This is a genomic window from Thermoanaerobacter siderophilus SR4 (genome assembly GCF_000262445.1).
GTDB lineage: Bacteria > Bacillota > Thermoanaerobacteria > Thermoanaerobacterales > Thermoanaerobacteraceae > Thermoanaerobacter > Thermoanaerobacter ethanolicus.
Genome location: NZ_CM001486.1, coordinates 1,362,336 through 1,384,021, shown reverse-complemented (window position 1 = coordinate 1,384,021; position 21,686 = coordinate 1,362,336). Strand labels below are relative to the sequence as shown.

Below are 21,686 nucleotides of genomic sequence, written 5' to 3'. Positions count from 1 at the left end.
TACGTAAAAAATAAGGAGGCAAATTTGTATGAGAATAGCTGCTACAATAACAGAGGAGGGCTATATTGAAAAACTTCCCGACGGGCCATATATAATTATTTTTGATACACAAAAAGAAAATACTGAAAAGTACGATAATCCGGGATACTTTCTAAAAGAAGGAAGAAGAAGTGCTATTGTAGATTTTCTCCTTGACCAAAAAACCGATGTAGTAATAACTGTGCCTGAAGCTTTTTGCAGTCTTTCTTATGGAAAGGCAAAGCAAAAAGGGCTAAAATTTATACGTCTTGAGAAAAGTTTGCCTTATGAAGAAGTTATAAAGAACCTCTCAAAATATGTTGAAAACTTGACTGATACAATTCCTGAAGATGAACTTGCCAAATAAAAAAGCCTCACAAAGAGGCTTCAGTTTGTCGACAAAGTTATTTTCTTTGAAGGAGGCATTTTGCATTGTTCGCTCCAGAGTTACAAAGCGACTAAACATAAGCTTCCCCTCGGACTCCGGCAGGGTTCCGGGCACATTCGGCGTCCTTGCCTCAGGTGCCCGCCTCCGCCCTCCTTGGCTTCGGCCCTGCCTCCGTTCCTCGGTCTCGCTAAGTTTAGTTGCCGCTTTGTAACAAGTCGCTTAGCCTATGCAAAATGCCTCCTTTATAAAAAAGTTTTGTCTACAGTCTGGCGCCTTACAAAGAGGCTTTTTATTTGATAGGCCTTACTTTCTCCACAACTTTTTCCGCCAGCTCAATATAGGGCAATCCCTCTGGTCCATCATCAAGAGCAGGTGGTATACCTACATCGCTTAATTCTCTGACTTTAACCATCATTGGAATCTTTACAAGTATTTCTGTTCCTAAATCTTGCGCTAATTTTTCTGTTTCCCCTTCACCAAAAATATTATATCTTTGGTGGCAGTTAGGACATTCAAAATATGACATGTTTTCCACAATACCTATAACTTCTAAATTAACTTTCTTAGCCATATAACCGATTCTTCCTGCTACGTGAGAAGCTGAAGCTTGTGGAGTTGTCACAAGCACAAATTTTGACTCGGGTAATTTTTGCATCACTGTAAGAGGTATATCTCCTGTTCCTGGTGGTAAATCCAATACTAAATAATCTAATTCTCCCCAATACACATCATTGAAAAACTGATCAAGCACTCCTGACAAAAGTGGACCTCTCCATATTAAAGGTGTATCTTCGTCAGTAAAATTACCCATCGAAATCACTTTTACCCCGAATCTTTCTAATGGCAAAATAGTATGCTCATCCAATGCATAAGGTCTTTCATCCACAATACCCAAAAGCCTTGGAACACTAAATCCTAATACATCAGCATCCAAAAGCCCTACTTTGAAACCTAATCTAGCAAGGCCCACAGCCAAATTAACTGCAACAGTTGATTTACCTACTCCACCTTTTCCACTACCTACTACTATTACTCTCGTATTTTCAAATATAGGTTTTCTGCCACCGCTAAGCTTTCTTGCTAAATTTTGTCTTTCTTCTTCTGTCATGCTACCTAAATTTACTATTACTTCTGAAACTCCTTCAAGTTTGGATACTTCTTCGATAGCATCTTTTTTAATAGTATCTTGAAGAGGGCAACCTTTCACAGTAAGGTTTATGTCAATTGTAACTTTATCCCCTTCTATTTGAATATTTCTCACCATATCAAGGTCAACTATACTTCTTCCTATTTCTGGGTCATAAACCTTTCTTAGAGCGTTTAATACTTGTTCTTTTGTAAGCAACTCTATACCTCCCATTGGTATTTTTTGTTGACATTTATATTATAATATATAATCATTATTAATAGAATACCCTCAAAAAATTTTGTCGATGCGAATAATATAGTGGGGTGGTTAAGTTGGATATAAACGACAGAGTATACGTAGCTAAAAAAGACCCCTCTGAAAGAGAAAAATTAATTGAGGAATATACCCCCTTTATCATAAAGCAATTGTCTTTATTTACAAACAAATACATAGATGAAAAAAATAGTGATGAATTAAGCATAGGACTTATAGCTTTTAACGAAGCCATAGACAGCTTTGATGATACAAAAGGCTCATTCTTAAGCTTTTCAAGTTTGCTTATTAAAAGGCGACTTATAGATTTTTTACGGCAAAATCAGCAAAATACTATTCCTTTAGAACTATATGTAGAAAAAAGCACTGATTATGAAGCGGAAAATAGAAAACTAGAAATGATTTCTTTTGTAAACTTGCTAAGTCTTTACAACATAACTTTAGATGATTTAGTCAAACAATCTCCCAAGCACGCAGACACAAGAAAAATAGCTACAAAAATTGCTTATACAATTTGTGAAAATAGGGGCTTACTGGAATATTTAAAAAGCAAAAAGAATCTTCCTATAAAAGATTTAGTAAATATTTTAAAAGTAAGCCGCAAGACTATAGAAAAACACAGAAAATACATAATAGCGCTAGTAATAATCATTTCTGAAGACTTGCCTCTTTTAAAACAATACATAAGCCCCGAAAGTGAGGTGTCAAAAATATGAAGGCCGTTGTAGTTCAAAAAGAAAAAATAAAACTTATGTAATGACTGAAAAAGGGGAATTTAAGTGTTTGAAAAATTTGCAAAATGTAGATATAGGTGAAACTATCGAACTCAATGAAAACTTTTTAGCTTTAAGGCATACTGCTAAAATTTTAATAGCTGCTTCTCTTCTTCTCGCATTAATATTTACTATTATTAATTTTAAATCACCAGAAGTTTACGCCTATGTGTATATAGATATAAATCCAAGTATTGAAGTTTTAATAGATAAAAACGCCAAAATAATAAGTGCCAATCCTTTAAATGAAGATGGAAAAAAAATCTTAAAAAATCTCTCTTATAAAGGCCTTGACATTACAACGTTTATAAATCAAACAGTAAAAGAATCACAAAAACTTGGTTTTTTGAAAGAAGAAGATACCATAGTAATAACTACCGTTAACATAAAAAATTCACATGTTATAAATGAAGATATACAAAAAGCCATCAATGACATAAAAAAAACAAATGCTAAAATTCAAATAGAAACTTTGAAATCCAATGAAGTACAAAGAGAAGAGGCTAAAAAAGAAAAACATCACCTGGCAGGCTTATCCTCTGGGAAAAAGCTAAAAATGAAGGAATAAACATACCAAAAGATAAATTAAATAGTCCCGAATTTTTTAAAGAACTAAAACAAGCTTATACAAAAATAAAAGAAAAACAGGATGAAAAAAAGATGAATACTACCTCTCAAGATTCTAAAGATAAAGGTATTCCTAAAGTTAAAATTACCACTGATAAACCTGCTAAAATAAATACAAAAGACCTTTATAAAGAAGAACCTACTCAAACTATAAAAAATGTAAAAAAAGAAGAAGCAAAAAATCAAAACAAATCAACTAAAAAAGATGAGAATATTGATAATAAACCTACACAGAAAGATAGCGGAGCCACAGAAAATACAGAATCAAAAAAAAGCAACACCAATAATGTTTTTGATCAAAAAGAAGAAAATAAAGTAAAATCCAATTCTGATAATAAAGAATTGAATAATTCTGATAAAAGTCTTGATAAAAGCTTTGATAAAAATCCTTACAAAAATGTAAAAGAAATTGAAAACTACCCCCAAAAAGATGACAAAAATAGCGAAAAATATAATGAAAAAATGATGGAGGTGAAAGATTAAATGCTAAAAAAATCTCGTTTTTTTATTTCAGTAGTTTTAATCTTTTTACTATTGTTTTCCACGACAGCATATGCAAAATCGCAGCCAAAATACTCTTTTGACGACATTCAACAATTCACATGGGCAGTAAAAGCAATTGAAAAAATGTATGCAAAAGGTTTTATAAAAGGAGTTGGAGATAAAAAATTTAACCCTTCAAAGCCTGTCACTCACTTAGAGGCATTAGTAATGATTTTACGGGCGATGGGTTATGAAGAACAAGCTAATAAAATAACTGAGCTACCTAAAGAGTACAAAGGCCCAAAACTTAGTTGGGGAAAAGGCTTTATTACGCTGGCATACCAAAAGGGCATATTAACTTATGACGAGTTAAAAAGGTTTAATCCAAATGAAAAGGCAAAAAGATACGAAATAGCAAAATATTTAGTTCGCGCTTTAGGCTTGGAAAACCAAGCTCAGCAAAATATGAATAAAGTTTTGAACTACAAAGACTGGGATAAGATCCCTAAAGATGCTATAGGTTATATGTACGTAGCTGTAGAAAAGAACCTCATCAAAGGAGATGGAGAAAAGCTCAAGCCAAACGAACCCATCAAAAGAGTAGAAATGGCTGTTTTATTGGAAAGGCTTGACGAAAAGGTACAAAATAACCTCAATGGCCGTGATGTCGTTGCTACTGTTTATGCTATAGATAACAATACTATAACTGTAAAAGTCAATGGTGGACTAAAGACTTTCAATATATTAAAAAATGTGCCAGTTTACAACGGAAATGAGTATGTAGGAATAGATTATCTAAAGCCCGGCTATCAAATAAGATTAATATTAGATTTCAAAAATAATATAATATTTGTGGAAGTGTTAAACAATAAAAGTGAGGAAGTGATTCCTATAGAACTTAAAGATGTTAAAAATCCTCCTGAAAAAGTATCATCAGCTGTGGAAGCTATTAAAAATAAGCCTGCTGTTAAACTAGTAGAAGAAAATGGAATATATTATGTAATCGCAACTCGCGGTATGATGCGAACAGGTGGATATATCGTAAATATACAAAAGGCTCAAATAATAAAAACGTCAAAAGATACCATATTAGAAGTTGAAGTAAAATATATAGACCCTTCTCCCGATGCAATTGTGACACAAGCTATAACTTATCCATATGACATAAAAAGTTTTACTTACGATGGTAAAATTACACAAATAAGTGTTAAAACAGATAAAAATATAAATGTTTCTGTTGATATTGATTTAGCCTCAGATGTTAAGTAAAATCCCTCATTGGAGGGATTTTACTTTTGAAAACAATTACTAAAATAAGCATAAAATTTTTGTGAAAAAAGCTAATTGATAAAAGTCCACAAATCATATACGATAAAGTTAAATCCATAAAAGGGGGAATTATCCGTGAAAGAAATAAAAGTAAAATTAACTACAATTGAAAGTGTCAAAAATTTTGTAGAAAAAACTTCAAAATATCCTTTTGACATAGACGTGACTTCTGGTCGCTATGTAATAGACGCAAAATCAATAATGGGCCTTTTTAGCCTTAATTTAGAAAATGTCCTTACAGTAATACCTCACACAACTGATGAAGAAAGCTTGAAAAAATTAGAAGAAGATTTAAAAGAATTCATAGTATAATAGTATAAAAATAAAAGCGTAGAGACTACGCTTTTATTTTTATATCAAAGGCGGTGGAGTTGGTTCTATAGGCACAGCAATTTGTCCTGTCTTTGCATCAATATGCAAAATCCAATATCCCTCATCCCTCGCGCCTCTTAAATTTTCTTTAACTGGCTTCCAAACTACAAACCCTGTCATACCACCAAAAGGCTGGTCTGCAAGAGTAAAAAATCCTGGCATTCCATACACAATGTATTTTAATTCACCCTCCTCATCATTTACAAATCCCACAAGATAATGGTCAAAGCTTCCCTCCCTGTAACCCGTTTTAACTTTCCACCACCTATAACCTTCAAAATTTTTTTCAAAAGGCTGAACTTCCTCCAAAAAACTCACTATATTGTTAACATACTCTCTTAAATATTTTATATATCCTTCCTCTACTTCCTCCTCAAACTTAAAAGAAGTTTTCTGTTGTTGAGTATTAGAAGAATGCATCAATGGCTTAGGAGTTTCTTCAGGGGCAGAAATATAAAAATTGGTTTCAAATTGAGTCTCTTCCAAAACATTTTGTAAAGTTTCATCTTTTTTAGTAAATTCATTTTTAATATTTTCATCTTCCGCACTTTCATAGTCTTGGGGTATCGCAGTTTCAGTTTCCTCTTGCTTAATTTCCCTATCATTCTTATCACTCTTCTCTGTTAATGTTTCTTCTTGTTTTACCTTTAACAGATATTTTTTATAAGCAGCCTTCCAGTTTGTAGTTTTCTTGTTTATAACAGATGCCAAAGGTACTAAAGTTTTTATGCCATCATGGGCTTCTATAAATGCTACAGAAAATTCCTCCCAACTAATTCCCGAATCTTTTACATTCTCTACATTAAAAGTCCATTCTCCTCCACCGCGTCCTTTATCATCTACTTTTATTGCTCCAAAATCTACAACAGTAACTTCTCCCTCGCCTTTTAGCAATTTCACATTATAGGAATACGTGGGATTAAGATTTTGCAAAGCCGCTGTTATTCTTCCTCTGCTTCCTCTAAACTCCACTTTTAAATAACCTGTCACTTCTTTTCCTTCAATAGAACATCCCTTGTCTTCTTGATTATAAACAATATAAAACCTTTTATATATATTTATTGGCATTTATTCTTCCCCCTCATTTATCTTAAATATAACTTTGCAATATATATTATGAAAAGAGGGGGATTATTATTACTGCTTTGTCAAATCATAAATAACATTTGCCAAAGCAGCAAACTCCTCTATACTAAGAGTTTCTCCTCTCCTTTGAGGTGATAAGTTTGAAAGAGTAAAAGCTTTATCTATAATTTCTTTTGGAAGTCCTAAAGTTTTTAAAGCATTGGACAAGACTTTTCTCCTTTGTCCAAAAGCAGCTTTTACCACGTTAGAAAATAACCTTTCATCTTTTACCTCAACTAAAGATTTATCAAGTATCTCTAATTTAACCAGAGAAGAATCTACCTTAGGTGGAGGAACAAAAACACTTGGTGGTAGATTAAAAAGTATCTTAGGCTTTGCTTTAAAATTTATAAAAACTGTAAGTATCCCATAGTCCTTAGTACCCGGCAGAGCACAAATTCTTTCAGCAACTTCTTTTTGCACTAGCACAGTTATCTCTTTCACAAATTTACACTCTAAAAGCATCATTATTATAGGAGAAGTTATGTAATAAGGAAGATTAGCAACCACTTTAAAAGGCTTCCCTTCAAAATATTCATTAGCTATTTTATTTAAATCCACCTTCATTATATCTTCATTTATGATAATCACATTGTTATAAATGTTAAGTTTTTCTTTTGTTGCTTCATAAAGCTCTCTGTCAATTTCAAAAGAAATTACCTTTTTAACCCTTTTAGCTAGTTCTTCTGTCAAAGTCCCTAATCCTGTTCCAACTTCTAGTACAAAATCTTCAGAAGCAACTCCCGAAGCAGTCACAATTTTTGCTAAAATATTTTTGTCAAATATGAAATTTTGTCCCCATTTTTTCTTTACATTAACCCCTTTTACTTTCATAGCTCCACCTCAAAAAATAAGACAGGGAAACCCTGTCTACTTTAAAATATAAACTTTCACGTATCTTCTTCCCCATTTAATTGTTTCCTCAAGAGTCGGGAAAAAAACATCAATTTTATCCCCTTTAATAGCTCCACCTGTATCTGCAGCAATTCCAAATCCATATCCTTCTACGTAAAGTCGTGTGCCCAAAGGTATAACCCTTGGATCTACAGCTATTACTCCCCTTGTAGCTTTCGTACCAGTAGCAGTTATCCCATAATTGGGATCTCCTGGTTTTTTACCGGTATCTGTTACGCTATTAGTATAAGCAGTAGCAACCATAGTTCTAATTTCCCTATACCTAAAAGTCTCTCCTCTTGAAGTAGTAAAAACTCCTAGTGTTCCAACATGCACAATTTGGTTTATCGGATTTTTTATTATCTTTTCCTCTATTATATTTTTTGCTACCTCTTTGCCGTTTTCATAAGTAACTTTCATCACAATTTGTTTTTTCCCAACTTCTCCTTGTTGAACTACTCTTACTTGTCCTCTTTCCATATTGTCATTCTTTACTGTCTCTGTTTGATATGGTATATCTACTTCTTGAGTAACAATTTTTTCTGTTACTTTTGTAACGTCGATGTACATGTACCTAAACACAGGCGTATCTAAACTCATATTTACTTTGTCTTGTGGTCCTAAAGTTATACTATTTTGTTGAAATACTTCTTTTACATTAGATGCAGCAGTGTAAATATCTTTTGCTTTTCCACCCACACAGATAGTGATAGGAACTGCTCTTTTGATAGTCACCTTCATGCCATTTTTTAAAGCAGTGTCTAAAGAAGGCGTTACTACATCTTCTTTTCTTAGCTTAATTCCTTTCTCTTCTAACAAATCCTTAACTGTTGATTTAAATGTTGTAACAACCATTTTTTTATCTTCATCCTGAAGGGTTATTTCCTTTTTTAAGCTTGCGTATGTTATAGCTCCGACAATCAATAGGAATACTGCAGCCAACGTTAGAAGAGCAACTGGTTTTTTAACTATTTCACCAAGTCGCTTTCTAAACTTGTCTGTATCCATCCCATAGCCTCCTGTTAAAAATTTAATTTAGGGGAGTCGTAAGTAATTTTAATCCAATTAAATTGATTTGTCAAATTTTTATACACAATTTTTCATTTATGGGGAAACCAAACTCAATGATATTATACGCATTTTTTTGACTTTTGATACCTCCCCTCAAAACAGGAGGTTGTTTTTTAAAACTTTTATTTGAGAGGGATGTTAAAAAGTTTTATAGCATTTTCAGCAGTAATCCTACAAACCTCCTCATAAGGCATCTCTCTTAATTCTGCAATTTTTTTCGCTACAAATTTCACATACACCGGTGTATTCCTTTTTCCTCTATAAGGCTCAGGAGTAAGATAAGGGCTATCTGTCTCAATTAAAAGTTTTTCAAAGGGAACAGCTTTTGCTACTTCTTTAGGTTTTTTTGCATTTTTAAATGTCACAGGCCCTCCTAAAGAAATGTAAAAATTCATTTCAATTACTTGAAAAGCCATTTCAACACTTCCCGAATAACTGTGAAAAACCCCTCTTAAATCTTTTGTCCATTCCTGTTTTAATATATCTAGTATATCTCCATGAGCATCCCTATTGTGTATTATTATTGGAAGATTTAGCTTTTTCGCAAGCCTTATTTGTTTTATAAAAATCTCTTTTTGAAACTCTTTGGGAGGGTCGTCGTAATAATAATCTAACCCTATTTCTCCTATTGCTACAACCTTTTCCTGTAAAGCTAATCTCTCTATTTCTTCCACTTTGTCAAATTCCCTTTGTGCATCATGGGGATGAATTCCAACAGAAGCATATATAAAGTCATAGTTATGAGCTAGCTCAATAGACTGTTTAGAAGTTAAGAGGTTAGACCCCACATTTATTAAAAATGTGAGGTCTTTTTTACATTCTTCAATAACTTTTTCTCTATCTCTATCGTATTTCTCATCTTCAAGATGAGCGTGAGAATCTACCAACAATTTTATCACTCCTTAGCTTATCTTTGCCCCACTTTCTATATCCCTGTCCACTGTAAGAAGGGACATTTTTCCTTCGGTAGATGCTGCTAAAAGCATTCCTTGAGACTCAATACCCTTTAGTTTCTTTGGCTCCAGATTATATACAATAATTATTTTCTTTCCTATAAGCTCTTCAGGAGTGTAATAACGAGCAATTCCTCCTACAATTTGCCTTGTCTCCTCTCCCACTTTAAGCTTCATCTTTATAAGCTTGTCAGAGCCTTCCACTTTTTCGGCTTCCAAAATCTCTGCAACCCTAAGCTGAATTTTTGCAAAATCCTCAATAGTGATATAATCTATCTTTTTCTCTTCCTCCTCTGCTTTTTCTTCTATAGCACTCAGTTCCTTATTTACATCTATTCTCGGGAAAATAATTTCTCCTCTTTTTACTTTTGTACCTTCTTTTAACAAGCCAAACTTTAAGCTCTCCCAAGTCGTCAAATCTTTTTCTATTCCTAATTGTTCAAACATTTTTTGCGGGGTATTTGGCATAAAAGGAGATATAAGTATTGCAATAAATCTCAAAGCTTCCGCTAAATTATACAAAACAGTACCCAATCTTTCCTTTTTGCTTTCATCTTTCGCTAAAATCCAAGGCATTGTTTCATCAATGTACTTATTAGCTCGTCTTACTAATTTCCATATTTCAATTAAAGCGTTGGAAAACTGAAGTTTATCCATGTACTCTTCAACAGTTTTAGGTAGATTCTGTGCAGTATTTATAAGGTCATCATCTACTTCTTCTTTTTGTGAAGGCTTTGGCAGAATGCCCTCAAAGTATTTTTCAATCATTGTAACAGTCCTACTCAGCAAGTTTCCAAGGTCATTAGCAAGGTCTGAATTTATTCTGTTTATCAAAGCTTCATTAGAAAACACTCCATCCGCCCCAAAAGGAACTTCTCTCAAAAGAAAATATCTTACAGCATCCACGCCATATTTCCTAACCAGCTCTTTAGGGTCTACTACATTGCCTTTAGATTTTGACATCTTGCCTCCTTCCAGTATAAGCCAACCGTGTCCAAACACTTTTTTAGGAAGGGGCAAGTCAAGAGCCATAAGCATTGCTGGCCATATTATTGTGTGAAACCTCATTATCTCTTTTCCAACCAAATGAACATCTGCTGGCCAGTATTTTTTAAAGTCGTCGTCATGGTCTGTAGAATATCCTAAAGCAGTTATGTAATTTGACAAAGCATCTATCCAAACATAAATCACATGTCTTGGGTCAAAAGGTACCTTTATACCCCAGTCAAACGAACTCCTTGAGACAAACAAATCCTCCAAACCTGATTTTATAAAGTTTATCATCTCATTGCGCCTTGACTCCGGCTGTATAAAATCAGGATGTTCATCATAATATTGTAACAGCCTATCCCCATATTTAGACAATTTAAAAAAATACCCTTCTTCTTTTACCCTTTCTACTGGTCTACCACAGTCTGGGCATTTCCCATCTACAAGCTGGCTTTCTGTCCAGAAAGATTCACAAGGAGTACAGTACCATCCCTCATATTCGCTTTTGTATATATCTCCTTTTTCATACAATTTCGTGAATATTTTTTGTACTATTTCCTCATGATATTTATCGGTTGTGCGAATAAATTGGTCATTACTTATATCCATTGTCTTCCATAAATCTTTTATCCATTCAACTATCCCGTCTACATATTCTTTAGGAGACATCCCTTTTTCTCTTGCTATTCTTTGAATTTTTTGCCCATGTTCATCAGTACCGGTCAAAAACTTGACATCATATCCGGTAAGCCTTTTAAACCTTGCCATCGCATCTGCAGCAACTGTAGTATATGAATGACCAATATGTAATTTATCACTGGGATAATAGATAGGTGTCGTAATGTAAAAAGTCTTTTTCATATCCATCCTCCTCTTTTTTTGTAAATAAAAAACTCGCCTCCACATAAGGGGCGAGATTGTCGCGGTACCACCCTTCTTCACATGCGCCTCACGACGCATGCCTCACAGAGTGCTAACACACTCCTACCCTGTAACGGGAGTTCCCGGTAAAACCTACTAGCCTTCGGCAGTACGGCTCCGGAGCCATCTTCAAAAGCCCAAACTTTATCGGTTCGCACCTCGCCCGACTCTCTGTGAAAGTTCAAGCTTTTTACTCTTTCCTTCATCGCCTTTTACTATATCTATTTATTCTTTAATATACCCTTTATAAAAAGTATTGTCAACTACCTTTTTAGTATATTTTCTGCATTAGTATAGCTTTTACAATTACACTCGTCGCAATATATCACATTTATGAAATCAAACCTCAAAAAAATGAACAACTTTTTGATATAGAAGCCGCTTCAGATGTAAAATATTTTACAAAAAGTAAAAACTATTCTTTTGATGTTTTAATCGAAATAGGTAAGGGTCAAAAAAATCCAAAAGAAAAAAGCAATTATACAAAAATAAAAGCTTTTTCATTTTCCTCTCTATCCCAAAAATGCTAACAATATTATATAATTGATTTTTAGTAATTGTCATCATAAATTTTTCTTATAATTTGGTTTCTTACACAAAAAAGTGTTAAAATAAATATCGAGAACATCAAAAAAATATAGAAAGGAAGGATTGCAATGCCTTTTATAACAATTGAAGGACCTGACAATTTAAGTAAGGAAACAAAAGCAAAACTTATTTCTGAACTTACAAAAGCAGCTTCACAAGTACTCAATATTCCTATAAATGCATTCTCAGTGATTATAAAAGAAAATAATCCAGACAATATAGGCGTAGGAGGAACCCCTCTCTCTGAACTACATAAAAAATAACTCTTATAAAAAAGAGATGCAGCGAAAATTTTTGCATCTCTTTTTAAATTATATTTTCTCTATTTTCATTCTTTCTTTTACAAACTCTACAGCATCTTCTTTATCTTGAATTTCTCCGTAAAATCTATTTTTCCTTATTTCATATAAAATCTGTCCTAATTTTTTCCCATCTTTTACATCAAAATTTATTATTATATCCAGCGGCGAAAGTAATGGTTTTTCTGTTTCTTTAAATTCTACATATCTTTTTAAAAGCTTGGTAATATAATCTGTAAACTTTGGTATCTCTTCCTCTTTACCTAAATTAAGCCTTGTAGCAGTAAAATCAGCCTGAGATAAAAGTAGAATCGCTATTGAATCATCCTTAAGTTCGGAAAAAAATCTAAAAAGAGATTTATTCGTTGGTCCGCCATTTACATAGTACATTAAAGGCTTCATGTGATAAAGGACAAGCTTCTTTAGCAAAGAAGACTCTTTTTTGGGCATTTTCATCCTTGATGCTATCTTTTTTACGATTTCTGCTCCTTTTGTCTCGTGGTTGTAAAAATGTACTCTATTTTCAGTATCAATGTATATGGATTCTGGTTTGCCTATATCGTGAAAAAGAGCTCCAAGTTTTATTATGTCCTTTACTTTGTTGTCAGAAGAAAGCTTTCTATCTAAATACTCCGAAACTATATCATATACGTCTTTGGGAAATCTCATAGAATTTATGATATTTTCGTATTCTTCTACAGTTTTTAGTGAATGTATCCAAGCATTTGTAAGGTGATAATAGCACTTTCCTACTTCTTTCATTTTAGCAACTTCTTCAAATATATTTTCCATAAGCTTTAAATCTTCCATCATTCTTAAATATTTGTGAGAATTCTTTTCTTTTAATATTATAAAAATTTCATTCATTATTCTCTCTGGCGCCACTTGTTTTATAAGCTCTGCTTCTTCTCTTATTTTAGCCTTTGTGCCCTCATCAATATCAAATTTGTAAGTCGCAGCAAATCTCACAGCTCTCAAAGCCCTTAAAGGGTCTTCTTTAAAAGTCATCACACCAACATGCTTTATTTTCCTGTTTTTTATGTCCGTCACGCCACCAAAAGGGTCAATAATATATTCAAATTCAAAATAATCCGTCAGTTTTATAGCCATAGCATTCATTGTAAAGTCTCTATGAGCCAAATCGATGTATATGTCTTCACCTCTTAAATTAGTAAAATCCAATATTTCATCTCCTACCACAACCCTATATGTGCCTTTTTCAGCCATAAAAGGCACAAAAGTACCCCCTAATTTTTCTGCCGCTAATTTGGCAATTTTCTCTGCATCTTCCTGAACTACAAAATCATAATCTTTAGCTTCTCTATTTAAAATCCTGTCCCTTATGTATCCCCCAACAATATACAAATTATATGCTTCTTTTCCTAATTTTCTTATTAATTTTGGTATTGTTGACACAAAAAATCATTCCTTTCCTTTTAAAAGGCAAAACAACATTACACTATATAGTATAACAAAAGTGAAAAAGTATACAAGTATTAAAAAAATAATCTGCTATAAAATACACACGAAAGTATTGCAACAATATCTGCAAAAATTCCAGAGATAACAGAATGTCTCATCTTTTTTATTCCCACTGCCCCATAGTAAACAGCAAGAACATAAAAAGTGGTCTCAGTAGATCCATACATAGCAGAAGCCATTTTCCCGATTAGAGAATCGGCACCATGAGTTTTTATAATCTCAGTCGCAATCCCCAAAGCACCACTTCCCGAAAGGGGCCTTATTAAAGCAAGAGGCACAAGCTCCTGTGGCATGCCTATTTTATTTGTAAGAGGCATTAAAAATTTCCCTAACAAGTCAAGGGCGCCTGACGCTCTTAATACGCCTATTGCCACAAGCATCGCTACAAGAGCTGGAAATATTTTTACAACTACAGAAATTCCTTCTTTTGCCCCATCAACAAAAACTTCATACACTTTGACATTTTTTATGATTCCATAAAAAGGAATAATAAAAACAAGTATGGGGATAATCCATTCAGATATAATTTTAATCATTATTATTTTCACTCCTTAAATATAGGCATTTTTTCAAGGTATTTATTCAAAATAAGGCCAGCTACAAGAGCAGTGCTGGTTGAAAGTACGCTGACAATCACAAAATCCGCAGGATTTTTAGCTCCCAAAGAAGCCCTTATTCCAATCATCACTGCAGGTATAAGCTGTATTGAAGCTGTATTTATCACTAAAAAGCGGCACATAGCATTTGAAGCACTGTCTTTTTTATTAAGCTCTTGAAGGTATTCCATAGCCTTAATCCCAAAAGGTGTTGCTGCATTACCTAATCCCAACATATTAGCTGATATATTCATTATCATCGCTGAAATAGCTGGGTGATCTTTTGGCACATCAGGAAAAAGCCTTATAATTGTAGGTTTTAGTAATTTTGCGATAATATCTGTAAGGCCTGACTTATCTGCAATTTTCATTATTCCAAGCCATAAAGACATTACACCAACTAGCCCTATCGAAATAGCAACAGCAGTCTGTGCTGAATCAATTATAGCTTTGGATACTTCTGCCATTCTGCCATTTATTATTCCTACTAAAACTCCTATCGCTATCATAAAAAACCATATGTAATTTATCATGGTATAGCCCTCCCAAATTACCAAAAAAACTTCGTTTATGCTTTTCTTCTTATGTAATAAAATTTATGTTATTAACCTTAAAAAATTCCAAAAAAGGTGTTGACTTATTTTTCAAAACTTGGTATTATTATAAGTGAAGTTTAGTTGTCGAATTTTGTAACTCAGGAGGGGAGAAAAATGTTGAAATCCACAGGTATTGTAAGAAAAGTAGACGAATTGGGAAGGGTAGTAATACCAATCGAGCTCAGGAGGACACTTAACATAGCAGAAAGAGATGCTCTTGAAATCTATGTTGATGGGGAACAAATAGTCCTCAAAAAGTATGAGCCTGCTTGCATTTTCTGCGGCAACGCTGAGAATGTAATAAACTACAAAGGCAAAAATATATGTAAAAATTGCCTTGAAGAGTTAAAGAAATCTGTAGACTAATAGCAGGATAAATAATAGGAGGGTGTGTCCTCCTATTATTTATCCTCTTCTTTTTTTCTTTCCGGTTCTACATGGATTATCACATGGGAATCAGGGAATTTATCAGTTATTTGTTTTGAAACCTTATGGGACAATTCATGGGCGTCTACTATGTTGTAATTTCTGTCCACTCTCAAATGAACGTCTATTTCTCTTCGAGGCCCCGATTTTCTCGTTCTCAATTTGTGAAAACTTGTAATTTCAGAATTTGATTTTATTATATTCTCTATTTCTTTAACTTCCTCTTCTGGAAGACTAGTGTCTGTCAAATCTTTTAAAGCTTCCTTTGTCAACTCAATTGATGCTTTTATAATAAGCAATGCAACAAAAATAGCTATGATTGGATCCAAAATATCCAATTTAGTGACTTTTATGGCAACAAGTCCTAGTGTAACTCCCAAAGACGTAAATACATCAGTTAAAAGGTGCATTGCATCTGCTTTTAAGGCAATAGAATTTTCTTCTTTAGATACTTTAAACAAAAAATATGATACTACTCCATTTACAAAAGATGCAAAAAGCATGACAATAATGCCCATTCCTAAATTTTCTACATAAGTACCAGTAATTATTCTTCGCACTGCCTCATATATGATAAGTATAGCTGCAAAAAAAATTAAAATAGCTTCCACAAAGCCAGAAACGTTCTCATATTTGCTGTGTCCAAAAGGGTGGTCCTCATCTGCGGGTTTTACTGCTACTCGTATGGAGAAAAAGGCAATTAGACTAGCAATTAAATCAATTGAAGAATGTATGGCTTCAGAAATTACCCCTACTGAATGCATTAGTATACCTGCCAACAATTTTATAGCTATCAATACACTGTTAGAAACCACAGATAGCAAAGCTGCGTTTTGTTTATTCATAACATCCTCCATATTCTCAATTGAAATTTCACTGTTGATATATATTATAGTTTATTGGTGAAAAATATGCAAATATTTTTAATTTGGGATATTGAAAATCAAATTCAATTGATAATAACTATTATTTCCAACTTCTTTACTTTTTTCCTATAGTAAGTTTATACACTTGACTTTTGGGTATTCCCAATTCCTTAGCAACTTTTTTAATAACCTCTTTTTTATCCATTCCTTCCTCAAGGTATTTTTGAATTAATTTTTCTGGTTTTTCTTCAACTTGTTGTTTTTGTGCTCCTTCAATAATTAGTACAATTTCACCTTTTATTTCATCCCCCAGTTTCGTTAAAACCTCATCTATTGTCCCTCTTATAAATTCTTCATGAATTTTAGTAAGTTCTCTTGCTATGACAATCTTTCTTTCAGCTACATAAGATTTCAATTCGTGGAGAGTTTCTTTTAAACGATGAGGTGCCTCATAAAGTATGACAGTTCTCTCTTCTTTTGAAATACGGTTTAGCCTTTCTTCTCTTTCTTTATTTTTTGTCGGCAAAAAACCTTCAAAAACAAAGGAAGAAGTATTTAATCCTGAAGCAACTAAAGCGGTAATTGCAGCAATTGGACCAGGCAATGACACAACTTTTATGTCTTCTTCTATGCAAAGTTTCACAAGGTCTTCCCCAGGGTCTGAGATTGCAGGTGTACCTGCATCTGTAACTAAGGCAATTGACTTCCCTTTTTTTAATTCCTCTATAAGTTTTACCCCTTTTGTCCTTTTGTTATGTTCATGGTAACTGGTAAGAGGTTTTTTTATGTCAAAATGATTTAAAAGTTTAAGAGTTTGCCTCGTATCTTCGGCAGCTATAATATCAACTTCTTTTAAAGTTTTTAAAACTCTTAAAGTTATATCTTCTAAATTACCAATAGGAGTGGGACATAAATATAATACCCCATAATTTTCCATCTTTATTCCTCCTCTAATTGCGTTTTAGAGTATATTTCTATAATTTCTTTTGTATACTCTCCACTTTTTTCATACACATAAAGGGGAGCCAATATGTTTAAACCTGGCTGAGAACCTTTTTTTGATTCTATTAGCAAAAGATTGGGTTTACTATCTACATAAGGATGCACAAATCTCAATTTTTTAGGTTCTAAATTGTATTTTCTCAAAAAATACAAAATGTCAACTAATCTTTCTGTTCTATGAATCATAAAAAATTTTCCTCCAAATTTTAAAAGTTTCGAAGCAGCCTTTATAAATTCCTCAAGTCCTCCATATATTTCGTATCTCGCGATATTTTCTGACTTTTGTTTTTTATCAAATCCCGTTTTTACTGGCATATAGGGAGGATTTGAAGTCACTATATCAAATTTTTCATATCCTAATATCTTTTCTAATCCTCTTACATCGCCTTTTATTATTTTTATTCTTTCTTCCATTTTATTAATAACTACACTTCTTGTAGCCATATCCGCCATATCTTCTTGTATCTCAACACCGTAAATAAAGGTATCTTGAGTTTTAGCAGCAATTAAAATAGGTATTATGCCAGACCCACATCCTAAATCTACAATTTTATCTCCTTTTTTAGCAGTAACAAAATTAGCAAGCAATACCGCATCCATTCCGAATTTAAATTTATCCTTGTGTTGAATTATAACTAAATCTTTCAAGTTTAATTCATCTAATCTTTCCCCATCTCTTAACATTTTATCACCTCTATAATATTCTTGATTTATTTTATCACAATTGCCAAAAGTTTTTATTAACTTTTTAAATACGTATTGAAAATTGAAGTAGTGCACAGTATACTATATAAAGAATTTAAACATTAGGAGGATGAAAAGTTGACAAAAGTAGTTACTGCTCCCCGCGTAAATTCAGAAATAAATAAATTAAAAACAACGATTTTGCACAGGCCAGGGAAAGAATTGGAAAGATTGACCCCTCAAAATTTATCCGAGCTTCTTTTCGACGATATCCCTTGGGTTAGAAGGATCCAAGAAGAACACGACAACTTTGCAAAAGTATTGCAGCAAAATGAAGTCCAAGTACTGTATTTACAAAATCTCTTAGAAGAAATATTAAAAGAAGAAGATGTAAAAGAAAAATTTATTGAGGAATTACTTCAAGTAAATGGAGTTACCTCTCCAAAAATCAATAACTATTTAAAAGAATTCCTTAAAGAAAAATCTTCAAACGAGGTTGCCGAAATAGCAATTGCAGGTTTGGCTCTAAATGAAATAAAGATAAAAAAATCTATGATGGGTTTAGCAGAATACATATACCAAGATAATTATTTTTATATAAAGCCCTTACCAAACCTTTATTTTACAAGAGACCCCGGAGCAATGATAGATGGCGGCTTAATGATAAGTTCTATGAAAACAGCAGCGCGAAAACCAGAAACTCTAATATTAAAATACATTTATAAATATCATGAAATTTTTAGAAAAAATAATATTCCTTGGTGGTATGATGATAGCTATCCTCATTCCATAGAGGGCGGAGATGTGCTGGTATTAAGCGAAAAAGTAATTGCAGTAGGATGTAGTGAAAGAACAACTCCTCAGGCAATAGAACAATTAGCCCATAATTTATTTGAAAAAGGTTCCTCTGTCGAAAGAATATTGGTAGTGCAAATCCCTATAAACCGTTCTTATATGCATTTAGATACAGTTTTCACCATGGTTGACACAAACAGATTTGTTTTTTATCCAGGAATAAAAAACGAGTTGAGAGTATTTAGCATCATAAAAGAGGAAAAAGGTTTCTCTATACATCAGGAAAAAGATTTGCAAACAGCATTAAAAAATGCGCTAAATCTCTACACAATAGATATAATACCAACTGGCGGGTTAAATGCAATAACTTCTGCAAGAGAACAATGGAATGACAGTACAAACACTTTAGCTATCGCTCCGGGAGTTATTGTAACCTATTCTAGAAATGAAATATCTAATAAAATAATGGAAAAAGAAGGAATAAAGGTAATCCCTATTGAAGGGTCGGAACTTTCAAGAGGAAGAGGCGGCCCTCGTTGTATGACTATGCCCCTTTTAAGAGAATAAATTAAATCACAGTCCCCTTTTTATGCACAAATTTAAAGCATAAAAAAGGGGATTTTTTAATTTGCATTGAAAAGTTATTAACAAATTAACAGATTTAACCTTTCTGTTGTTAATAAATTTTTAATAATTTAATGGTATAATGTTTGGGTGTCAATTTACTAATTGAAAAGGAAGGATAATCTATGAAAAAGTTTTTTGCAATTTTTTTATGTCTTGTGTTTATTTTCTTTGCAGTTTCCCCTTCAATTTCTTTTGCATCTCCAACAAAGAATAAAATAGCAGTGCTCTTTATTTTAGATAGGACAAGTATTAATGACCTTGCTAAATACAATCTTCCAAATATAAAAAAGTTATTAGACATAGGTTCCTTAGCACTTATGAATACAAGAGCAGCCGGAAGTTATTCAGAACCTTCTTCTTATCTCACCATAGGAACAGGTAGCCGAGCTTCGGCTGGTGAAATGGGTAGCTTATGTTTTAACAAGGATGAAGTTTATGGCTATACTTCTGCAGAAAAATTATATCACCTTTACACTGGGAAACTTCCACAAGAAGGTAATATAGTTAACTTAGGAATACAAGATTTAATAAATCAAGCTTCTACTTTAAATTATACTGTTACGCCGGGATTGTTAGGTGAACTTTTAAAAAGAAATGAAATTAACGTGTACGTATTAGGGAACTCTGACATAAAGACTCCCTCAGGAATATCCTATAAAAGATATGCCCCTTTAATTGGCATGGACAAAAACGGGATATCTGAGGGAGATATTAGCGAAGATTTATTAGTAAAAGATGACAATAGTCCTTACATGGTAAAAGCCGATTATGAAAAACTTTACAATAAATTTGTAGAATACAGTAAAAATGGTGGCCTCATTATTATAGACCCTGGAGATATTTTAAGGGCAGATGTATTTTCTAAATATACTTCCCCTTCCTTGGCTCAGCGTTACAGAGAAAAGGCATTATATGAATCTGATAAACTTATAGGTAAAATATTATCTGATTTGGATTTGTCTAAAGATTTATTTATTGTCGTGACTCCTTATCCTTCTAATCAAGATATACAAATTAACAATTTAATTACCCCTGTAATAATAGCAGGTCCTTCTTATTCACAAGGCTTTGCGACTTCTAATACTACAAAGCGCCAAGGAATTATTACAAATTTAGACATAGCACCAACAATATTATCATACTTTAACATAGAACCCCCTGTAGAAATGTTGGGACATCCAATTGAAAGCATCAAATACCAAAACGCCCTTGGTTATCTTATCAACGCAGATAAAATGATAGTTTCTGTCCACAATGCTAGACCATTGGTATTGAAAAGTTACGTTTTGTTTTTAGTCATTGTGCTAATACTTTATATAGGCCTATTGTTCTTGAAAAAAGAATATTTAAAGTATTTGACACCTATAATTTTAGGAGTAATGACTGTTCCTCTGACATTTTTAATTCTGCCTTTATTAGGCCCCTTATCTCTTTACTTAAACATTGTGGCTGTTGTTGTTTTAACTGGATTAATTGACGGGTTAATCATGTATTTTGTAAAAAATGATTTAGATAGACTAATGGTAATAAGTTTGGTAACCACAATCACAATAATAATAGATTTGTTACTTAATTCTCCTTTGATGAAAAACTCTATATTAGGATATGACGTCATAAGCGGAGCTAGGTTCTATGGAATAGGAAATGAATACATGGGAGTCTTGATAGGTTCTTCAATTATGGGAACTATGGCATTAATTGAAAAATATAAAACCAAGAGCGTAAAAATTTTAGGCTTTATTCTTTTTACTGTTGCATTTTGGTTAATGGTTCTACCACAATTTGGAGCAAAAGTCGGTGGATTTATAACTGGTTTTATGGCTTTTGGTTCCACAATTTTGATGCTCTTTGGAGTAAAAATAAATAAAAAGACCTTTTTAATAATGTTTATCTCTATGGTAATATTACTATTTTTGATGTTTATAGCTTCAATGTTTTTTGGAACTACTACCCATATGGCCCAAACAGCTATTATTGTAAAAAGTGAAGGTATAAATTCTTTGTTCCAAATTTTTACAAGAAAGCTTCAAATGGAGCTTAACCTTATAAGATACACTATATGGTCATGGGTACTTATAATATCTATTTTAGTACTATTTATACTATCTTATAGACCAACGGGAGTACTTAAAAACATCTTCAAAAATTATAAATACGTGTATTACGGATTTTTTGGCAGTATCGTAGGTATGCTTTTTGCTCTTGCCTTCAACGATGCTGGCATTGTAGCAGCAGCCACTACCTGTATATACGCAATACCTCCTATTTTACTACTCCTTTAAAGGAAGGTATAATAAATAATCACTGTAGCCTTTATATTTGGCTCCTTTTAAAGGGTATGTTATAATTGTTATTGTAGCAATTGACCCAACAAAAACA

Annotated in this window: 22 protein-coding genes and 1 other annotated feature; of the genes, 10 read left to right on the top strand and 12 right to left on the bottom strand. The window is 32.9% G+C overall.

Annotated features, from left to right (window positions below; genetic code table 11):
• Positions 1–28 precede the first annotated feature (28 nt).
• The gene (locus THESIDRAFT1_RS06715) at positions 29–385 is read left to right on the top strand and encodes a NifB/NifX family molybdenum-iron cluster-binding protein (protein ID WP_006569900.1); all 357 of its coding nucleotides are present in this window, start codon (positions 29–31) and stop codon (positions 383–385) included.
• A gap of 310 nt (positions 386–695) precedes the next feature.
• On the opposite strand, the gene THESIDRAFT1_RS06710 is transcribed toward THESIDRAFT1_RS06715, so the two are convergent.
• Positions 696–1,751: an Mrp/NBP35 family ATP-binding protein gene (locus THESIDRAFT1_RS06710; protein WP_006569899.1), complete on the bottom strand. Its 1,056-nt coding sequence runs from the start codon at positions 1,749–1,751 to the stop codon at positions 696–698.
• Positions 1,752–1,867: 116 nt separating this feature from the next.
• Here THESIDRAFT1_RS06710 and sigI point away from each other — a divergent pair, with 116 nt between their 5' ends.
• The 5 genes from sigI (at position 1,868) to THESIDRAFT1_RS06690 (ending at position 5,332) form a co-directional block, all read left to right on the top strand.
• A complete protein-coding gene (sigI, locus tag THESIDRAFT1_RS06705; RefSeq protein ID WP_006569898.1) occupies positions 1,868–2,524 on the top strand; it encodes an RNA polymerase sigma factor SigI in 657 nt (218 codons plus the stop codon).
• A 40-nt stretch (positions 2,525–2,564) separates the two neighbouring features.
• Complete coding sequence (locus THESIDRAFT1_RS13965) at positions 2,565–3,149, top strand: anti-sigma-I factor RsgI family protein (RefSeq protein WP_425274153.1); 585 nt, start codon at positions 2,565–2,567, stop codon at positions 3,147–3,149.
• Positions 3,150–3,241: 92 nt separating this feature from the next.
• Positions 3,242–3,691: a hypothetical protein gene (locus THESIDRAFT1_RS13960; protein ID WP_244262583.1), complete on the top strand. Its 450-nt coding sequence runs from the start codon at positions 3,242–3,244 to the stop codon at positions 3,689–3,691.
• Positions 3,692–4,960 (top strand): S-layer homology domain-containing protein, encoded by a 1,269-nt coding sequence (locus THESIDRAFT1_RS06695; protein ID WP_006569896.1) that lies wholly within the window; start codon positions 3,692–3,694, stop codon positions 4,958–4,960.
• 135 nt (positions 4,961–5,095) lie between these two features.
• Positions 5,096–5,332 carry an HPr family phosphocarrier protein gene (locus THESIDRAFT1_RS06690; protein WP_003867338.1) on the top strand — a complete coding sequence of 79 codons (237 nt, stop codon included), beginning with the start codon at positions 5,096–5,098 and terminating at the stop codon, positions 5,330–5,332.
• A 39-nt stretch (positions 5,333–5,371) separates the two neighbouring features.
• On the opposite strand, the gene THESIDRAFT1_RS06685 is transcribed toward THESIDRAFT1_RS06690, so the two are convergent.
• The 5 genes from THESIDRAFT1_RS06685 to metG all read right to left on the bottom strand — a co-directional run bounded on the left by THESIDRAFT1_RS06685 (position 5,372) and on the right by metG (position 11,331).
• Positions 5,372–6,460, bottom strand: coding sequence for a hypothetical protein (locus THESIDRAFT1_RS06685; RefSeq protein WP_006569895.1), 1,089 nt, complete (start codon positions 6,458–6,460; stop codon positions 5,372–5,374).
• Positions 6,461–6,529: 69 nt separating this feature from the next.
• Positions 6,530–7,351 carry a 16S rRNA (adenine(1518)-N(6)/adenine(1519)-N(6))-dimethyltransferase RsmA gene (gene rsmA / locus THESIDRAFT1_RS06680; RefSeq protein WP_006569894.1) on the bottom strand — a complete coding sequence of 274 codons (822 nt, stop codon included), beginning with the start codon at positions 7,349–7,351 and terminating at the stop codon, positions 6,530–6,532.
• A gap of 36 nt (positions 7,352–7,387) precedes the next feature.
• Positions 7,388–8,419, bottom strand: coding sequence for a ubiquitin-like domain-containing protein (locus THESIDRAFT1_RS06675; protein WP_003868927.1), 1,032 nt, complete (start codon positions 8,417–8,419; stop codon positions 7,388–7,390).
• A 185-nt stretch (positions 8,420–8,604) separates the two neighbouring features.
• On the bottom strand, positions 8,605–9,372 hold the full coding sequence (locus THESIDRAFT1_RS06670) for a TatD family hydrolase (RefSeq protein WP_006569893.1): 768 nt from the start codon (positions 9,370–9,372) through the stop codon (positions 8,605–8,607).
• Positions 9,373–9,384: 12 nt separating this feature from the next.
• Positions 9,385–11,331: a methionine--tRNA ligase gene (gene metG / locus THESIDRAFT1_RS06665; protein WP_074592786.1), complete on the bottom strand. Its 1,947-nt coding sequence runs from the start codon at positions 11,329–11,331 to the stop codon at positions 9,385–9,387.
• Positions 11,330–11,561: a binding site (T-box leader), on the bottom strand. (Overlaps the previous gene by 2 nt.)
• A 441-nt stretch (positions 11,562–12,002) precedes the next feature.
• Here metG and dmpI point away from each other — a divergent pair.
• Complete coding sequence (gene dmpI / locus THESIDRAFT1_RS06660; RefSeq protein WP_003868924.1) at positions 12,003–12,197, top strand: 4-oxalocrotonate tautomerase DmpI; 195 nt, start codon at positions 12,003–12,005, stop codon at positions 12,195–12,197.
• A 48-nt stretch (positions 12,198–12,245) separates the two neighbouring features.
• Here dmpI and THESIDRAFT1_RS06655 read toward each other — a convergent pair whose 3' ends face one another.
• The 3 genes from THESIDRAFT1_RS06655 to THESIDRAFT1_RS06645 all read right to left on the bottom strand — a co-directional run bounded on the left by THESIDRAFT1_RS06655 (position 12,246) and on the right by THESIDRAFT1_RS06645 (position 14,844).
• Positions 12,246–13,649 carry a CCA tRNA nucleotidyltransferase gene (locus THESIDRAFT1_RS06655; protein WP_006569892.1) on the bottom strand — a complete coding sequence of 468 codons (1,404 nt, stop codon included), beginning with the start codon at positions 13,647–13,649 and terminating at the stop codon, positions 12,246–12,248.
• A gap of 80 nt (positions 13,650–13,729) precedes the next feature.
• Positions 13,730–14,251 (bottom strand): spore maturation protein, encoded by a 522-nt coding sequence (locus tag THESIDRAFT1_RS06650; RefSeq protein WP_006569891.1) that lies wholly within the window; start codon positions 14,249–14,251, stop codon positions 13,730–13,732.
• Positions 14,252–14,259: 8 nt separating this feature from the next.
• Entirely contained in the window at positions 14,260–14,844 is a 585-nt protein-coding gene (locus THESIDRAFT1_RS06645; protein WP_003868921.1) for a nucleoside recognition domain-containing protein, read from the bottom strand.
• Between the two features lie 177 nt (positions 14,845–15,021).
• Between THESIDRAFT1_RS06645 and THESIDRAFT1_RS06640 the strand changes: the two genes are divergently transcribed.
• Positions 15,022–15,273 carry an AbrB/MazE/SpoVT family DNA-binding domain-containing protein gene (locus THESIDRAFT1_RS06640; RefSeq protein WP_003867347.1) on the top strand — a complete coding sequence of 84 codons (252 nt, stop codon included), beginning with the start codon at positions 15,022–15,024 and terminating at the stop codon, positions 15,271–15,273.
• Between the two features lie 35 nt (positions 15,274–15,308).
• On the opposite strand, the gene THESIDRAFT1_RS06635 is transcribed toward THESIDRAFT1_RS06640, so the two are convergent.
• The 3 genes from THESIDRAFT1_RS06635 to THESIDRAFT1_RS06625 form a co-directional block, all read right to left on the bottom strand.
• Positions 15,309–16,178, bottom strand: coding sequence for a cation diffusion facilitator family transporter (locus THESIDRAFT1_RS06635; RefSeq protein ID WP_003868920.1), 870 nt, complete (start codon positions 16,176–16,178; stop codon positions 15,309–15,311).
• A gap of 136 nt (positions 16,179–16,314) precedes the next feature.
• The gene (rsmI, locus tag THESIDRAFT1_RS06630; protein ID WP_006569890.1) at positions 16,315–17,136 is read right to left on the bottom strand and encodes a 16S rRNA (cytidine(1402)-2'-O)-methyltransferase; all 822 of its coding nucleotides are present in this window, start codon (positions 17,134–17,136) and stop codon (positions 16,315–16,317) included.
• A 2-nt stretch (positions 17,137–17,138) separates the two neighbouring features.
• A complete protein-coding gene (locus tag THESIDRAFT1_RS06625; protein ID WP_006569889.1) occupies positions 17,139–17,885 on the bottom strand; it encodes a tRNA1(Val) (adenine(37)-N6)-methyltransferase in 747 nt (248 codons plus the stop codon).
• Between the two features lie 138 nt (positions 17,886–18,023).
• On the opposite strand from THESIDRAFT1_RS06625, the gene arcA reads away from it, so the two are divergent.
• Both arcA and THESIDRAFT1_RS06615 read left to right on the top strand, forming a co-directional pair.
• Complete coding sequence (gene arcA, locus THESIDRAFT1_RS06620; RefSeq protein ID WP_003868916.1) at positions 18,024–19,247, top strand: arginine deiminase; 1,224 nt, start codon at positions 18,024–18,026, stop codon at positions 19,245–19,247.
• A 182-nt stretch (positions 19,248–19,429) separates the two neighbouring features.
• Positions 19,430–21,589, top strand: a complete 2,160-nt coding sequence (locus tag THESIDRAFT1_RS06615; RefSeq protein ID WP_006569888.1) for an alkaline phosphatase family protein — start codon at positions 19,430–19,432, stop codon at positions 21,587–21,589.
• Positions 21,590–21,686: the final 97 nt, after the last annotated feature.

What these genes read in the sequence shown, in the direction of transcription:
- THESIDRAFT1_RS06675 (WP_003868927.1), bottom strand. Translation starts at nt 8,419, where the DNA reads ATGGATACAGACAAGTTTAGAAAGCGACTTGGTGAAATAGTTAAAAAA.
- THESIDRAFT1_RS13960 (WP_244262583.1), top strand. Translation starts at nt 3,242, where the DNA reads ATGAATACTACCTCTCAAGATTCTAAAGATAAAGGTATTCCTAAAGTT.
- metG (WP_074592786.1), bottom strand. Translation starts at nt 11,331, where the DNA reads ATGTGGAGGCGAGTTTTTTATTTACAAAAAAAGAGGAGGATGGATATG.
- rsmI (WP_006569890.1), bottom strand. Translation starts at nt 17,136, where the DNA reads ATGGAAAATTATGGGGTATTATATTTATGTCCCACTCCTATTGGTAAT.
- THESIDRAFT1_RS06685 (WP_006569895.1), bottom strand. Translation starts at nt 6,460, where the DNA reads ATGCCAATAAATATATATAAAAGGTTTTATATTGTTTATAATCAAGAA.
- rsmA (WP_006569894.1), bottom strand. Translation starts at nt 7,351, where the DNA reads ATGAAAGTAAAAGGGGTTAATGTAAAGAAAAAATGGGGACAAAATTTC.
- THESIDRAFT1_RS06640 (WP_003867347.1), top strand. Translation starts at nt 15,022, where the DNA reads ATGTTGAAATCCACAGGTATTGTAAGAAAAGTAGACGAATTGGGAAGG.
- THESIDRAFT1_RS13965 (WP_425274153.1), top strand. Translation starts at nt 2,565, where the DNA reads ATGACTGAAAAAGGGGAATTTAAGTGTTTGAAAAATTTGCAAAATGTA.
- THESIDRAFT1_RS06695 (WP_006569896.1), top strand. Translation starts at nt 3,692, where the DNA reads ATGCTAAAAAAATCTCGTTTTTTTATTTCAGTAGTTTTAATCTTTTTA.
- THESIDRAFT1_RS06635 (WP_003868920.1), bottom strand. Translation starts at nt 16,178, where the DNA reads ATGAATAAACAAAACGCAGCTTTGCTATCTGTGGTTTCTAACAGTGTA.
- THESIDRAFT1_RS06625 (WP_006569889.1), bottom strand. Translation starts at nt 17,885, where the DNA reads ATGTTAAGAGATGGGGAAAGATTAGATGAATTAAACTTGAAAGATTTA.
- THESIDRAFT1_RS06615 (WP_006569888.1), top strand. Translation starts at nt 19,430, where the DNA reads ATGAAAAAGTTTTTTGCAATTTTTTTATGTCTTGTGTTTATTTTCTTT.
- THESIDRAFT1_RS06715 (WP_006569900.1), top strand. Translation starts at nt 29, where the DNA reads ATGAGAATAGCTGCTACAATAACAGAGGAGGGCTATATTGAAAAACTT.
- THESIDRAFT1_RS06650 (WP_006569891.1), bottom strand. Translation starts at nt 14,251, where the DNA reads ATGATTAAAATTATATCTGAATGGATTATCCCCATACTTGTTTTTATT.
- dmpI (WP_003868924.1), top strand. Translation starts at nt 12,003, where the DNA reads ATGCCTTTTATAACAATTGAAGGACCTGACAATTTAAGTAAGGAAACA.
- THESIDRAFT1_RS06645 (WP_003868921.1), bottom strand. Translation starts at nt 14,844, where the DNA reads ATGATAAATTACATATGGTTTTTTATGATAGCGATAGGAGTTTTAGTA.